At 46.0% G+C, this 15,559-nt stretch carries 11 protein-coding genes; 9 read left to right on the top strand and 2 right to left on the bottom strand.

Features of this window, described 5'->3' with window-relative positions; genetic code table 11:
- Nucleotides 1–7 precede the first annotated feature (7 nt).
- From MHI32_RS28250 to MHI32_RS28240, 3 genes are all read left to right on the top strand, one after another.
- The gene (locus tag MHI32_RS28250) at nt 8–1,306 is read left to right on the top strand and encodes a peptidoglycan DD-metalloendopeptidase family protein (RefSeq protein WP_076123826.1); all 1,299 of its coding nucleotides are present in this window, start codon (nt 8–10) and stop codon (nt 1,304–1,306) included.
- 124 nt (nt 1,307–1,430) lie between these two features.
- Complete coding sequence (locus MHI32_RS28245; RefSeq protein WP_076123824.1) at nt 1,431–2,897, top strand: S41 family peptidase; 1,467 nt, start codon at nt 1,431–1,433, stop codon at nt 2,895–2,897.
- Between the two features lie 312 nt (nt 2,898–3,209).
- A complete protein-coding gene (locus tag MHI32_RS28240) occupies nt 3,210–4,322 on the top strand; it encodes a PDZ domain-containing protein (protein WP_340011473.1) in 1,113 nt (370 codons plus the stop codon).
- A 351-nt stretch (nt 4,323–4,673) separates the two neighbouring features.
- Here MHI32_RS28240 and MHI32_RS28235 read toward each other — a convergent pair whose 3' ends face one another.
- The gene (locus MHI32_RS28235; RefSeq protein WP_076123821.1) at nt 4,674–5,327 is read right to left on the bottom strand and encodes a response regulator transcription factor; all 654 of its coding nucleotides are present in this window, start codon (nt 5,325–5,327) and stop codon (nt 4,674–4,676) included.
- Nucleotides 5,328–5,344: 17 nt separating this feature from the next.
- Nucleotides 5,345–6,502 (bottom strand): sensor histidine kinase, encoded by a 1,158-nt coding sequence (locus tag MHI32_RS28230; RefSeq protein WP_340011471.1) that lies wholly within the window; start codon nt 6,500–6,502, stop codon nt 5,345–5,347.
- 164 nt (nt 6,503–6,666) lie between these two features.
- Here MHI32_RS28230 and MHI32_RS28225 point away from each other — a divergent pair, with 164 nt between their 5' ends.
- The 6 genes from MHI32_RS28225 (at nt 6,667) to MHI32_RS28200 (ending at nt 15,055) form a co-directional block, all read left to right on the top strand.
- A complete protein-coding gene (locus MHI32_RS28225) occupies nt 6,667–7,602 on the top strand; it encodes an ABC transporter ATP-binding protein (protein WP_036678569.1) in 936 nt (311 codons plus the stop codon).
- A 17-nt stretch (nt 7,603–7,619) separates the two neighbouring features.
- Nucleotides 7,620–8,792 (top strand): ABC transporter permease, encoded by a 1,173-nt coding sequence (locus MHI32_RS28220; protein ID WP_081386178.1) that lies wholly within the window; start codon nt 7,620–7,622, stop codon nt 8,790–8,792.
- A complete protein-coding gene (locus MHI32_RS28215; protein ID WP_076123816.1) occupies nt 8,785–9,945 on the top strand; it encodes an ABC transporter permease in 1,161 nt (386 codons plus the stop codon). The genes MHI32_RS28220 and MHI32_RS28215 overlap by 8 nt, the downstream gene beginning before the upstream one ends.
- 122 nt (nt 9,946–10,067) lie before the next feature.
- Nucleotides 10,068–10,391 (top strand): L-rhamnose mutarotase, encoded by a 324-nt coding sequence (locus MHI32_RS28210; RefSeq protein WP_038573529.1) that lies wholly within the window; start codon nt 10,068–10,070, stop codon nt 10,389–10,391.
- A 223-nt stretch (nt 10,392–10,614) separates the two neighbouring features.
- Nucleotides 10,615–11,769 (top strand): cation:proton antiporter, encoded by a 1,155-nt coding sequence (locus MHI32_RS28205; RefSeq protein ID WP_076123814.1) that lies wholly within the window; start codon nt 10,615–10,617, stop codon nt 11,767–11,769.
- 277 nt (nt 11,770–12,046) lie between these two features.
- Nucleotides 12,047–15,055, top strand: coding sequence for an efflux RND transporter permease subunit (locus MHI32_RS28200; RefSeq protein WP_076282445.1), 3,009 nt, complete (start codon nt 12,047–12,049; stop codon nt 15,053–15,055).
- The last annotated feature ends 504 nt before the right edge of the window (nt 15,056–15,559 follow it).

The following is a 15,559-nucleotide window of genomic DNA, read 5'->3' as shown; positions in this document are numbered from 1 at the left end:
GTGCGAGTTGAAGAAGATTGCCGCCGGACTAGCCGTAATGTTACTAGCTGTCACTATATTCCAACCCTCTGATGGATATGCCAAAAAAACAAGTGTTGCCGAAATCGATAAGCAATTAAAGCAGCTGCAACAAGAGGTGCAGGAAGCTAAGGCGCAGCAAGAGAAAGCGGAGTCCCAAACGCAGGAAGCGCAGCACTATAAGAATAAGACAAATATCAATTTACAATATGTATTGCAGCAAGTGGATCAAGTTAAAGGCAAAATGACCGAAATCTCTAACAAAATTTCCGATACAGAAGAATCTCTTAATGTTACAGCAACGGAATTGGATGAAGCAGAGGCACGAGTGGCCTCAAGAGAAGAACTCTTAGGATCCCGTGTCCGGTTGATGTACACGGATGGAGCGGTATCTTACCTAGATGTTTTGCTCTCATCGACAAGCTTCTCTGATTTTCTGGGCCGCACCGATTCGCTTAAGATGATTGTGGATCAGGATCAGGAGCTGTTAGTCCAACACAAGCTGGACAAGCAGACAGTTGTAGAGAAAAAGCAGGAGCTTGAGGGGCAATATGCTCAAGCCAAGCAGTTATACACCTCCTTGGAAAATCAGAGAAGCCTGCTGAAAGAGAAGGAAGCGGAGAAGCAGGAGCTTATCGCATTTTATGATAAGCAGATTCAAGAAAGCGATGATCTAAGTGAAGAGCAGAACGAGAAGCTGGTTAAGCTGGCAAGCGAACGTTCTGCTTTGGAAACCCAAAAGGATAAGATTAAAGCTGAGGAAGCAGCGCGCAAAGCAGCAGCCGCCAAAGCAGAAGCGGCACGCCGGGCAGCAGCAGCTGCCAAGAAAGCCGCAGCCAGCAAGGCAAGCAGCAGTTCAAGCTCCAGCTCCTCAACCGCGTATGCTGGTGGAGATGGACCCTTCCTGCTCCCTGTAGGCTCGGCAAGAATCTCCTCCTCCTACGGACCACGGACACACCCTATTACGGGGGAGAAGGGGAAAGTACACACCGGGGTAGACTTTGCAGTTCCACAAGGAACCAATATTCATGCGGCTGATTCGGGAACGGTAATCGTAGCTGAATGGTATAGCGGTTATGGATATTGTGTAATTATTGATCATGGCGGCGGAGTTTGGACCCTCTACGGACATATCCGTAAAGGTGGTATCAAGGTTAGTCCTGGGGATAGAGTCAATCGTGGGGATGTGATTGCTGAATCCGGTTCTACAGGTAATTCGACGGGCCCCCATCTCCATTTTGAAGTTCGGATCGACGGCAAGACAGTAAATCCGATGCCTTATCTCTAATTTTTAAGAACTTATAACTCATATTATTTGAGCGTACGGCATATACTGGAAGAGATACCGTACCTTTCAGGACGGACTTATGGAGTTGTTTGCGAGATGGACAAGAAGGGACGGTGGGAACATCATGTTAAAAAAAAGCACAGCGGCGTTTATGATTATCGCCGCCCTGCTATGCGGTAGTCTGGTGACCTTGGGCGTGACGGGTTATAGTCATGTTATCGGACAAGCTGCAGGAGAAGGACTGGCCTCGGCATTGCAGGTTACTGGCCTTCAGCAGAAGGAATCCCAGAAGCTTGGAACGGCTCTCAGTCTGATTGAGAGCAATTACTACGAGACAGTAGATCGGGAGAAGCTGATAGACGGTGCTGTCAACGGTATGATGGAAGCGCTGGGCGATCCTTATTCCAACTATATGGGCAAAGAAACAGCTGAGAAATTCGAAGAAAGTATTGAGGGTTCCTTTTCAGGTATCGGTGCGGAGGTCTCTTCGGATAATGGCAAGGTAGTCGTGGTCTCTCCGATCAAGGGCTCACCTGCTGAGAAAGCTGGGATTCAGGCCAAAGATGTTATTCTGTCCGTTAACGGTGAATCGCTGGAAGGCATGGAGCTGAATGCAGCTGTTGCCAAGATTCGCGGTCCTAAGGGCAGTGAGGCCACTTTGAAAATACAACGTTCCGGCTCTGTAGAGCCACTCGAATTTGTTCTTACCCGGGATGATGTGAAGCTTGAAACAGTCTACGCTACCATGGAAAAGGACAATGTGGGTGTAATCGAGGTTACGCAGTTCTCCCTGAATACCGCAGAACGATTCAAGGAAGAGCTGGAGAAGCTGGAGAAGCAAGGCATGAAGGGACTTGTTATTGACGTCCGTAATGATCCAGGTGGTGTTCTTCCGATTGTTATTGAAATGGCAGAGCAATTCGTTCCAGCTGGCAAATCTATAGTGCAAATAGAATATAAAGACAAAAAACGCGAAGTTAGTACCTCAAAAGGATCGAGTAAAGCTTATCCAGTGGTCGTGCTGATGAATAAAGGTAGCGCAAGTGCTTCGGAAATATTGGCGGGTGCTTTGCAACAGTCGGCAGGAGCTAAGCTGATCGGTGACAATTCTTTCGGTAAAGGTACCGTGCAGACGAGCTTTGACAAACAGCTTGGAGACGGCAGCTTGCTGAAAGTTACCATTGCCAAATGGCTTACGCCAGACGGCACATGGATTCACGGTAAGGGCATTAAACCGGATATCGCGGTAGCGCAGCCGGATTACTTCTCGGTGGCTCCAATTAACAAGAGCGTGGCGCTGCAATATAATATGAACAACGCTGATGTTAAGAGTGCACAGACGATGCTGGACGGTTTGGGTTATAAGCCTGGACGTAAAGATGGCTATTTCGATGCTGGCACTAAGGACGCAGTGAAGAAGTTCCAAAGTACAGCAAAGCTTCAAGTCACAGGCATAATTGACGCCAAGACAGCCGAGGCGCTGGAAGCGGCGCTGATCAAGGTCATTCAAGACCCTGTTCACGACAACCAACGGAATAAAGGGATTGCTGAGATTCAGAAGGAAATTAAGGCGGCAGCGTCGAAAAAGTAAGAAGGCTGAATTCAGCCTTCTTTTTTTCTTTTAGATAAGAAAATGCCAACCGACGTAGAGGAATTAGAATATATACAAATCAGTCATCGGACGAAAAGGAGTGTGACGAACAGTTTGAATGTGATTCAGGAACTGTTAGGAAGCTTGGGCACTGCGTTCTTACACTTATTGATCCAGCCGTATTACTACATTGCTATTATATTTATTGCGTTATATTACCGTAGGCAGGTGGCATTAGAACGAAAGCTGATACATGTGAAATTACATAGCTGGGGTCAGGAAACGTGGCGGACGGTATGGAGTGGTCTAGTCATGGGTTTGGTCGTCTCTATAGCAGCCGTTCTGCTAGGAATATCATTATCAGGTACCGCTGTAGCCTGCATTTGGGTAGTTAGTCTCGTGTTGTCGCTATTGCGTGTACGGTATTTGTGCTTTGCGTATTCTATAGGCTTGTTAGGTATCATTCAGTTTGTAATTTCTTTCTTTCCAGATGCTTTAGATAGTGGAACGGTAGGGAATATTACCACCGCCATACGGGAGATGGATATTCCTGCTTTGCTAGTGTTAGCTGCGCTGCTGCACATGGCGGAGGCACTGCTGGCCCGCAGACAAGGGGCCAAGCTTGCAACGCCGCTCTTCCTGAAGGGAAAGCGCGGCATGGTCGTCGGCGGCTATCAGCTGCAGGCCTTCTGGCCGCTGCCGCTGTTCCTGCTGCTCCCATCGGGAGCAGGAACGGATTTGCCATGGCACTCGCTGCTCGGCGGCAGCCTTGGCATCGTCTCTTTGCCCGTCATCATCGGCTTCAGCGAGATGACACAGGGCATGCTGCCCGGGCGCAAGGCGGCCCGCACTGCAGGACGGCTGCTGATCTACAGCATCGTCCTGCTCGGCTTAAGCCTGCTTGCCGCTTGGTGGAGCCCGCTGACTCTGGTCGCGGCGCTCGCAGCTATTGTGCTGCACGAAGGGTTAAGCTGGTACAGCGCTCTGGAAGAGCGCAGCATCAGCCCCATCTTCGTGCATCCACCGCGCGGCCGCAAAGTGCTGGCCGTGCTGCCGGGCAGTCCCGGCCAGGAGCTGGGCATCCTGCCCGGCGAGATCTTACTGAAGGTCAACGGGGTCCTGTTGACCGATGCGGCGCAGCTACATGAGGCGCTGCGCATGAATCCAGCGTTCTGCAAGCTGGAGGTGCTGAACCGTGAAGGGGAGAGCAAATACCTTCAAAGCCCGATCTATGATGGGGATCACCATCAGCTCGGTATTATTTTGGTGCCGGAGACAGATGGGATGATTACCACTGAGGCGAAGCCTTCCAGCATCTACAGCATCATCGGGATGAAGACAGGCATACGCAGCCGGAACCTTCCGGACGGCCAACTTAAACGAAAAAAAACCACTGAAGCCAAGCAGGAATCAGCGGAAGGATAACTAGAAGATGCCCCATAAGCCATGAAATGGTGAATGGGGCATCTTTGTTTTTGATTAGATGGTAGTTTTGCGTGCGAGAAGTTGCTATCGGACCCAGTTGCCCCTAATCACAGCATTTTCGCTTTTTTAGAATGGTAACGGACCCAAAAGGCGCTATTGGCATCAAAAACACCCCAAATGAGCCTCTTCTGAGGAATAACGTCGCTGGGGTCCGAAACTCTGCTCAAACGCCGATAAAATTGTAAATAGCGTCGCTGGAGTCCGAACCCGCGTCCAAGGAGTAATGTCACTGGAGTCCGTAAGAAAAACTAACTTTGGCAGTGGACTATTCATATGCTATATGTTACTAGTTCAACCTTGCCTATTCTTCAAATAAAAAATTGCAATTTGCGTACGATCGCGGAGCTCTAATTTGCTTAATATATCCGTTATGTAATTTTTGACGGTGCCCTCGCTTAAAAAAAGCTGTCCGGCGATTTCTTTGTTACTATGCCCCTCAGCGATAGAAGCCACTACAGCCAGCTCTGTTTTGGTCAATCCGAAGGATTCCAGTGGCTGTACCTGTGGCAATTCTTGCCGTGCCGTAGGCTGCAGAAAGGTTGCCAGCTTGCGGGCGATATCAGGGTGGATAAGCATGTTCCCTTCAAAAACCGTTTTAATGCCCTGGATGATCCGGTCTGGCGGTATGTTTTTGAGCAAATATCCACTAGCTCCGTTACGCAGTGCCTCAATGATATATTCATCGTCGTCGAAGGTGGTCAGCATCAATATTGCAATTTGCGGAAAAGCCTGCTTAATCTTCTCCGTTCCTTCAACGCCACCGCAGCCGGGCATGCGGATATCCATCAGAGCCACATCGGCCATTAATCCTTCTTGAAGTAATTCCAAGGCTTCGTTACCTTCACAAGCTGCTCCAACAACTTCAATATCTGGGTCCATCCCTAGCAATACTTGCAGACTTTGGCGAATAAAGGGGTCGTCATCAACAATTAACACTTTAATCATTAGCATGGCTCCTTTCGTTATACAATCTCATCTTGCTTATAAATGGGCAGCCGCGTAATGACTGTAAAATGTGGCTCCTGCCTTAGTTCGAGTGTTCCACCGATTAAATGCGTTCGCTCGTACATTCCTTTCATCCCGTCCCCACCACGGCCCAATAATTTGCTGAGTTTCTCTCCTTCGGGTAGAGAGCCATTGTTGCTAACCTCCATAGTGATTCCTGCTTGCACATAGTCAATTTTGATCCGGATGGACGTTGCTTTTCCATGCCGCAAGGCGTTAGTTATAGCCTCACGGGCGTTTTTGTACAGGATCACTTGAATACTAGGATAGAGTGGATAAGGTATGCCTTGTACTTGGTATGAGGTCTCGATCCCCGTCTCACGCCCAATCTCTTCGAGCAGCCGGTCTAACGCATAAGCTCCCTCAAGCTTCGGGGTGTAGTTGATACGTTTAACTGCGGACCGCATATCGTCCATGCTAGCCGACAGCTGGTCACGAATCAATTCCATCATTTGCATTCCGCTCTCGGGAGAGGTGGGCAAGGTCTGGAGGGCGGCCTCCATCATCATTTTAATCCGGATTAACCGGTGGCCGATATCGTCATGGAGCTGGCGTGAGATTCGGACGCGCTCTTTGGACTGGGCAGACTCTTCTACTTGCGCGCTGAACTCCAGCAGGCGGTTGCGAGCTTCATCGAGTTCGAAATGCTTTTTGCGCAACTCATCATATAGAAGAAGAGTGTCTTCGCGCCGCTGGCCAGCTTTCAATAATAGCTTATTTAGGTAGGCAGTGAGCAGAAATGAAAGGTTAATGTAAGTCACTACGAGCGTTGGAGAATTCTGGAGTGCGACGTTCAAAGCTATCAGATGTACACCTGTGAACACGTAAGGCACCGCTTTAGGCTGGAGTCTGGAATAATAAAGCAGTGCTGATATAGCGGGGAAAATCATCATGCTGCCATATTGATAACATAACCAGGCCGTGAACAAGATTTCAATGATACTAATCAAAGCATGAATAGATCGAGGGAGCTTTGGCACCATGACCACAAGGAATAGAAGCATCAGGATATGCAGCGTGAAGATTCCATAATCGTTATATTGATAGACATAAATGGTAATAAACGCAGGGATTAAGATGAGTCCGTAACGCAATAAGTTTAGCTCTCTGGGCACGCCTTAGTCATCCTTTATGTTTTTTAATAATCTTAGCATATTATCCCACCACTTCAGGAGATGACTTTAGTCACCTTCAAAAAATGACCTTTCGTACATCCGCAAAAATTCAACCTAGAATAAAATTGAAAATATAGAAGCACACACGACAGGGGAGATAAGAGATGGCAATCGCGGTGTTGACCGATGTGGTGAAACGGTATGAGAACAAATTAACGGTAGATCATGTGAATGTTACGATTCAAGCAGGAGAGATCTTTGGCCTGCTAGGCCCGAACGGGGCAGGTAAAAGTACAACTATAAGTATGATTTGCGGCCTGCTAAAGATTGATAGTGGAGACATTGTTATTGATGGGTTATCAGTCTCTTCGTATGCACTGGAGGTTAAGAAAAAGATCGGTTTGGTTCCGCAGGATTTGGCTTTGTACAATACAATGACAGCAGCTGAAAATGTAACTTTTTTCGGAAGATTGTATGGCTTGCGGGGGAAATTGCTGAAAGAGCGGGTGGCGGAAGCTCTTGCTTTCACAGGACTTAGTGACCGGGCCAAAGAAAAACCAGCCACCTTCTCCGGAGGGATGAAAAGACGTTTGAATATCGCTTGTGCCATCATGCATCATCCAAAGCTGATTATTATGGATGAGCCGACCGTAGGAATTGATCCGCAGTCTCGTAATCATATCCTTGAGTCGGTCAAAGAGCTGAATCGGCTTGGCTCAACCGTCATCTACACTAGTCATTATATGGAAGAGGTTGCAGCCATTTGTGATCGGGTAGCGATTATGGATAAGGGACATATCATTGCTTGTGGCACGGAAAAGGAGCTGCGGGAACGGGTTTCTCAGGAAGAAAAAATAGTGGTCAAAGCAACGAACATCACCCCGGAGCTAATCAATGAGCTTAGTCTACACCCGCGGATCACGAGAGTGGAAAGTAAAGAGGGAACGGTAGAAATGTATCTCCCCTCCTCACAGGATGAGCTGCAGGATATCTTATTTATTTTTGCTAAACATGAAGGCGTTATTGGTTCTTTAAATATTGAGGAGCCGGATCTGGAGACTTTATTCCTTAGTTTGACAGGACGGACATTGCGCGATTAAAGGAGGGAGAGAACGCTTTGAGAAATATTTGGACAATTATGATTTATGAGCTTCGCAGGCTGTTTATTTCACGCTCAATCATCATTAATATGTTTCTGCTACCGCTGCTTTTGATCTTTCTGCTGGGTGCTTCCCTCTCCAGTGTAATCGGTGATAAGGCAGCGTCTAAGATTGACCCTGTACGTGTTGGTGTAGTTAATCTTTCTGGAGAAGGGTATGAAAGCTCGGCGATGATAGACAGCTTTTTGAAGACGCCGGAGCTTAAGGATATCATTATTCCGGTCAAAGTAGGGAGCCGAGAGACAGCGGAAAGTGGCCTGCGCGCCGGGAAATATGGTTATGCAGTTATTGTTCCCCTAGGCTTCGATAAGAAAGTACAAAGCGGCGAAACTGCAAAGCTAGAGTTTGTTCTGGGCAAAGATCGGACAGATAACATGGTTGCGGGGACGGTATTCGATAACTTTTTGAACAATATTAACTATAAGCAATCCGTAGCTATGACGTTGGGTCCAGAAGCTTTGACTGCTACTGCACCAAGTTTGGGAGAGCAGCCATCTGTTAAGGTTGGGGCGCTCAGTGAAGGTGGCCGATCCTATACAGCCTCCCAATTCTATGCGGTATCCATGATGCTGATGTTTCTGCTATATAGCGGTTTGACCGTCAGTACCTCTCTTTTTAATGAAAAAGAAAATCATACCCTCTTCCGAATAACTTCAATGCCGGTAAAAGGTTCTGAGCTGTTTATTGGTAAAATGCTAGGCGTAGGGGTTGTAAGTGTAGTGCAGTGCGCAGCGATTATTATCCTGACTCATTTGTTGTTTGGCGTAAATTGGGGCAATCGTCCGGGCTTGCTGCTGCTCTTCTGTCTCTTAATGATCATAGCTTCCATGACGTTATCGATTGTTATTTCAATGTTTAGCAAAACTAAAGCAAGTGCAGGAAGTATTGTTAATGTTATCACTGTGGTCATGACCTTCATTAGTGGAGGGATGGCTCCACTTCCGGAATCATGGGTGAACTCGGTCGGGGCATTTACCCTGAATCACTGGGTGCTACAAGCTGTTCTAAAAATGATGCTGCATGCAGAGGTCTCAGAGATTTTGCCGAATCTGCTGGTCTTGTCGATCATCTGTCTGGTTCTATTCAGTGCAGCGGTTATCTCGTACCGGAAGGTAGGTTACCATGGATAAGATCTTAACGATTGCTTGGAATATGGTGAAAAGAACGATTGGTTCTCGGAATGGGCTGCTTTCGTATATTCTTCTGCCATGTCTTGTCGTGGCCGGGGTAGTAGCAATTAGTGGAAGTATGGGTGAGAGACCGGCTACTATTTTATATTCGAATATGGACGATGGTGCAGCGGGCAAACATTTGCTTACCGAGCTGGAGAATACCGGTGATTATAAGCTGGTAGAGAAGACAGATGAGGCTGATCTGAGGGAGAGTATTATCGATCAGAACGGAGAAGCCGGTATTTTGATACCGCAAAACTTCACCTCCGCACTGCTTGCTGGAGAAGAGCCACAAATTAGTGTGTATGAGCTTAAGGCTACTGAAACATCCATTATGGTAAAAATGAAAACCAGTGTAATTGCTGATGAAATGCGAAACACTGCTGGACTAATTGGAGCAGCTCGGACTGAGGCTACGGACTCGGACTCACAGTTTGCTGCCGTAATGCAAAGAGCTGAGCAACATAGTGTAGGCAGTATAAGAACAGATTATGATTTATATCCCAAAGAGGGCTTAAGCATCGTCACAGGATTTACTTTGATGTTCTTAATGGGGCTGGTTACAAGTTCAGTGTCGCTTATTATGGATGATCGAAGAGAAAGAACGATGAAACGTATGTTCAGTGCCCCGGTTCGTTCGTATGAGATTGCCCTCGGTAATTTTCTGGGAAGCTTCATTGTTGGGTTAATTCAAATTGTTGTAGTACTTGCTTTGGGCCGTTATGTACTGCAGTTTGACTTTGGATTACCGCTCTACTTGTATTTCTTGGTTCTTGCAGCATTTATGCTCGTTTCCATGGGCTTAGCCAGTACGGTAGCAGGTCTGATTCGCAATCCCAATAATACTGGCATGCTTAATTCGCTGATCCTGACCCCAACATGTATGCTTGGAGGCTGTTTCTGGCCGTTATCCATTATGCCGGATTATATGCAGAAGGCAGCTAATTTTGTACCGCAAAAATGGGCGATCCAAGCGATCGATATCGCTGCTACAGGTGGAGGCTGGAATGAATTATGGCTGCCTTTTGCCATCTTGGGTCTTATGGCCGCGGTGCTGCTGGCGATTGGTTCTGCTATTCTACGTCCGAGTGAAGCCGGAATTAACGCTTAAAAAATTTACAGATCATATAGATATGCATAGCTTGGACTACTCTATTCAGGTACAATAATAGGTATCAAATGTCCCTAGTTCTTAATATGTGTAAAAGAGGGGATTTCTAGGAGGATGAGCAGATGAGCAGCAATAAATTGGCTTGGACATGGCGGGTGAAGGAAGAATGTTTAGAGGAGTATGTAGCTATGCATTTAAATCCTTGGCCAGAAATTTTGGAGGAGCACAGTAAGGCTGGTATTTCTAACTATTCCATCTTTCAGAATGGCAATCAATTTTTTTACTGTTATGAGTGTGAGGATAGTAAGGCGGCTTTCGATTACATTGCCAAAAGTGATGCTTGCAACCGCTGGAATGCGATTACCTCTAAGATGGTTGAAGGTTCATTTGATTTCAATGATGAGGTGCCTATGCAGCCCTTACGTGAAGTGTTCTATCTGAAATAAGCAATTCAATTCTAGAACAAATCAAATGTGCATAATTTATATTATCGGCGCATCTGGTTTACAGTTATTTTAAATATAGGTATAATATAATTTATAAAGTTAAATTGAATAATTATTTGTTTTTTGGAGGAGCCTGTCAACAAGGGCTCCTCTTTGTCTTTTTTTGGCTTGGAGAAGCTCCTGGTTGGCAGTTCTTATATACAACAAGGGAGTGGATTGAAAGATGGAGTTTGTTTTATATCTTATGCTGATCATATTGTTCACCAAAGTAGCTGGTGATCTATCTGTGCGGCTTGGACAACCAGCTGTGCTAGGTAAGCTTATTGTGGGAATCATACTGGGGCCTGCGGTACTGGGCTGGGTTCAGGATGGAGAGTTTATTCATTATATCTCTGAGATCGGTGTTCTACTGTTAATGTTCATAGCGGGGCTTGAGACGGATCTGGATCAATTGCGCAAGAACTGGAAATCAGCTTTTGCAGTAGCCGTCGGTGGAATTATATTACCCTTTTTGGGTGGGTTCGCCTTAGGAGAAATGTTTGGTTTTGCTTATCATAATGCTTTGTTTATGGGCGTTATTCTTAGTGCAACATCGGTCAGCATATCGGTGCAGGTGTTAAAAGATATGAATAAGCTGAACACACGTGAAGGCTCTACAATTCTGGGGGCTGCCGTAGTAGATGATATTCTAGTTGTTATTTTGCTCGCTGTTCTGATGAGCTTTTTTGGTACAGGTACAGACGTTTCTATTGGTCTTTTAATTGGGAAAAAGGTGTTGTTCTTTGCCGTAGCGATTATTGCCGGCTGGTTCATTGTTCCTCGGGTCATGAAATGGATGGCTCCGTTGAAGGTGACAGAGGCGATTATTTCAGCAGCGTTAATGATTTGTTTCGCATTCGCCTATTTTGCTGAAATCATGGGGATGGCAGGAATCATTGGTGCCTTTGCGGCTGGGATTGCTATCTCGCAAACTTCCTTTAAGCACACGGTAGAATCCAAGCTCGAGCCGATTGCTTATTCGATTTTTGTGCCGGTCTTTTTTGTAAGTATCGGACTTAGTGTTTCCTTTGAAGGAGTAGGCAGTCAAATAGGCTTCGTGATCTTGCTTACGGTTGTTGCCATTCTGACCAAGCTGTTTGGTGGCGGTCTGGGTGCGCGTCTTACAGGCTTTGATAACCACTCGTCTGCCATTATTGGGTCTGGGATGATTTCACGGGGGGAAGTTGCGTTGATCATTGCCGCCACAGGGCTGCAAAGCGGCTTGTTACAGCAACAGTATTTTACTTCGGTCATTATTGTTGTCATTGTAACTACACTTGTAACGCCGCCACTATTGAAATTTATGTTCCGTGATCCAGTACGTGCGGAAGGGAAATAAACCATAACAAAAGGGAGTCCTGTTGGCCATTTATATGGCTAACGGGGCTCTTTTTTTATGCTCACGTTCCAGTTGCCATCATCAAGAAAAAGGACGGGGATCTGTCTACAGAAGGGGAAAGTTCCCCGTCTTAAGACTGAGTACGAAACCAGCCGTAGGGCTGTTTTGAGTTCAGCCAAAAATGACTAAACTAAATCTCGGGATGGAAATTAATACATAATCAAACAGACATAAGGGGAGTGCCAGAAATCATGTGGAGCGGAAGGGGAAAAAGAAAATGAAATGGTTAACAAAATGGTCGTTCGGTAACAAGGCTGCGGTGGGGCTTTTAGTAGTCATGGCTCTTGTGGTGGGAGGGATGAGCTACACTTCGCTACCGATGGAATTTATGCCAGAGGCGGATAATCCTCAAGTGACTGTAACTGTGCTGGGTCCTGGCCAGGATACACATGCTATGGAGACTAATGTAACGAAGCCGATAGAAGCTGGAGCAGCTTTTGTGAAAGGGAAGAAGGAAATACTGTCCACTTCCGGAGACGGATATGCGCAGGTAAATATTTTTTATGATTCGAAAACGAATATGAAGGATGCTGCGCAGGAGGTCCAGAAGGTCGTCGATTCATTGAAGTTCCCGGAAGGGGTAATGGCTCCTTTTGTACTTCAGTTGAATACCTCCATGATTCCTGTATCACAGGTTACTCTTGCTTTTGACGAAGGCCTGACTAAAGAGAATCTTAAGCTTGCGGAAGAAACTATCATTCCAGAGATGCAAAAAGCTGAAGGGGTAGCGAACGTTGCTTTATATGGTAAGGTAACTCCGCAGGTCAGCGTTAAGCTGGACCCGAAATTAATGGCTGAGAAGGGAGTCACGACTCCACAAGTATTAGGTTTACTTCAAGGACGTAATGTATCGGCATCCCTTGGGGAGCAAACGATTGGTGGGCAGACCGGCAATGTTAACGTAGTTTCTACGATAGATAGTATGGATACTTTGAAAAAGCTTCCTGTATCTGCGGGCGTTAAGCTACAGGATATCGCTGCTGTCGAATTGAAGCAGGATCAGGAAAGTGTCAGCCGTTCGAACGGGAAAGACGTTCTATTCGCCATAGTGACCAAAGAGGCTAATGCGAATGCAGTCAGTGTCGGAGATAACATTCAGGCTGCCGTAAATCATATTAATACAACCATTCCTAATGCAGAAGCAGCAGTGGTATTCAGTACATCGGATATGGTAGTTAGCTCGGTGAACAGTATGATGCGTGAGGTATTGCTAGGTGCATTATTTGCGACGATTGTGATTCTGTTGTTCCTGCGTAACCTGCGGGCTACTCTGATTACGGCAGTATCCATCCCACTTTCGTTAGCAGTCACCTTATATCTGCTGAATATTTCCGGCATAAGCTTGAATATCATTACACTCGGGGGAGTCGCGGTTGCGGTAGGCCGTTTGGTCGATGATAGTATCGTGGTGATTGAGAACATTTACCGTAGGCTGCAAAAAGAACCCTTTTCCCGAGAAATGATTATTAGTGCAACTGGGGAAGTGGCTAGAGCGATTACCTCATCAACCATTGCTACCGTAGCAGTATTTTTGCCGATGGGTCTCTTGCGTGGTAGTTTGCAAGCTTTCCTACTGCCGTTTGCTTTAACAGTGACCTATTCATTGCTTACTTCACTAGTAGTAGCTTTGACGGTTGTTCCTCTTTTAAGCTCATGGCTGCTGAGAAGAACATCAATGAAAGAACACGAACCTTCTAAATGGTTTATCCGCTTTCTGGACTGGAATCTTCGCCGTAAATGGGTTAGCTTATCGTTGGGTCTCCTGCTTCTGATTGGCTCCATTGCTGCTTATGTGACTATGCCCAAAGGGGCGCTCGATGCTTCGGATGCCAGCTATGTTTCTGTTCAGATGAATTATCCGAAGGATGTTCCTGTCAAAGATATTTTGGAAAAGGGAAAGCAGTTAGAACAAGATTTGATGAAGCAGCCACAAGCAGAAACGGTAATCATGCAATCAGGGAATAGTGCGGACGCCGCTAAGTGGGGGAGTGTTACCTCTGAAACCTTAGTGGACTATACCGTTGTTATGAAAAAAGGTGCAGATGCTCAGGCTTTTATTGATCATGTTCGTGAGGTAAAAGATTCATACACTGGAGCAACACTTGTTGCTAACCAAATGAGTATGATGGGATCCAGCTCTACCAGTGAATATATTGATATTGTCGGAGATAATCTTACAGATATTACTACTGTAGCAACAGAAGTCACCGCTAAGCTGAAGACCGTAGAGGGAATTCAAAAAGTCAGCAGCAATATGGAGGACACGAAACCTGTATTTTCCTTTAAGGTAGATCCGGCGCAAAGTAATGCGCAAGAGATTTCAATGCAGCTGTCAGCGATGCTTAATCCGATTCCAATGGGGCAAATTGAGCTCGATGGTGACGCAGCAGGTGTAGTGTTAGATCCTATGGTTCAGCCGCAAACGGAGCAGGATTTAAAAGCGCTGACGCTCATGACGGCTGAGGGGCCGAAGCCACTGTCTCAGCTCGCAACTTACGAGGTTCGGAATGAACCGGCAATGTTGTTCCATAAAGATGGGAAGCCGTATGTACGAATTACAGCAGAGGTTGATCCGAAGAAGGTGTCTGAGATCGGTGCAAATATTAAAAAAGAAACCGATAGTCTTACACTTCCGAAAGGCGTGACCTTATTTGCAGGCGGAGCGTCAGTTGATCAGTCAGAGGATTTCAACGACTTGGGCATGACGGCATTGATCTCCATCGGGTTGGTTTATCTGATTATGGTACTCACCTTTAAAACCCTTCGGGCTCCACTGGCGATTATGTTCTCCTTGCCGCTCGCGGCGATTGGTGCGATTGTTGGACTTATCGTGTCCGGTGTAACGCCTGACTTCACTGCTCTGTTCGGGGCGTTGATGTTAATAGGTATTGTTGTTACGAATGCCATTGTGCTCATTGACCGGATTAAGCAAAATGAAGCCAATATGAGTATCCACGAGGCTATTCTAGAAGCTGCCGGAACACGGATGCGTCCGATTCTCATGACAGCGATTGCCACCATCTGCGCCATGACACCGCTGCTGTTCGGCCATGCCGAGATGGGCAGCATCGTCTCGCAAAGCTTGGCGATTGTAGTCATTGGCGGTTTAACCGCAGCAACACTGCTTACGCTGATTGTAGTGCCGGCGATTTACGAGTTGTTCTACTTCCGTAAATCGGCAAAAGAGCGTAAAGGAGCAGAAAAGACTAATGCTCCGGCGCTTTAAATAAGCAAACGGCAAGCCTCCGGGTTAATGGGGCTTGCCGTTTTTTTTGTTTTGTTACAAATTCTTATAATTATGGAGTTAACTTGTCTAAACTAATAGCCAAAACTTTGTTTAGGAAAGGCTGAAAGGCGCTTTGCCAGATTGCAATATCCCCCCCTGAAATAAATATTTATTTTTTAATTTTAAATATTGCTATTTTCACAACAATGTACAGAGCATTTAACATAATTATTAAGAAAGATATTATTGGAAATATTCTATTTACCGCAGAAAATGCCAATATAAATAATGAAAACAAAAGTAAAAATGGAATAGACTTTGTATACTTTCTACTGAAAATCCCTACTAAACTCTTGATGGAATTCATTCCTTTCAGGGTAGCAGATATAAATATGTTGAGCATGATTTCTCGCTAGTCTCAGACTCCATTGTGAAATTTTTTTCTAATCAACGAATATCCCTATTTTCATAGAAAAAATGGATTTCGTATATATTCTAGGTAGG

Origin of the sequence: Paenibacillus sp. FSL H7-0690 (assembly GCF_037980415.1) — a bacterium.
GTDB classification, from domain to species: Bacteria; Bacillota; Bacilli; order Paenibacillales; family Paenibacillaceae; genus Paenibacillus_AQ; species Paenibacillus_AQ odorifer.
The sequence above is the reverse complement of the archived record's forward strand: the minus strand, read 5'-3'. Positions and strand labels throughout refer to the sequence as shown.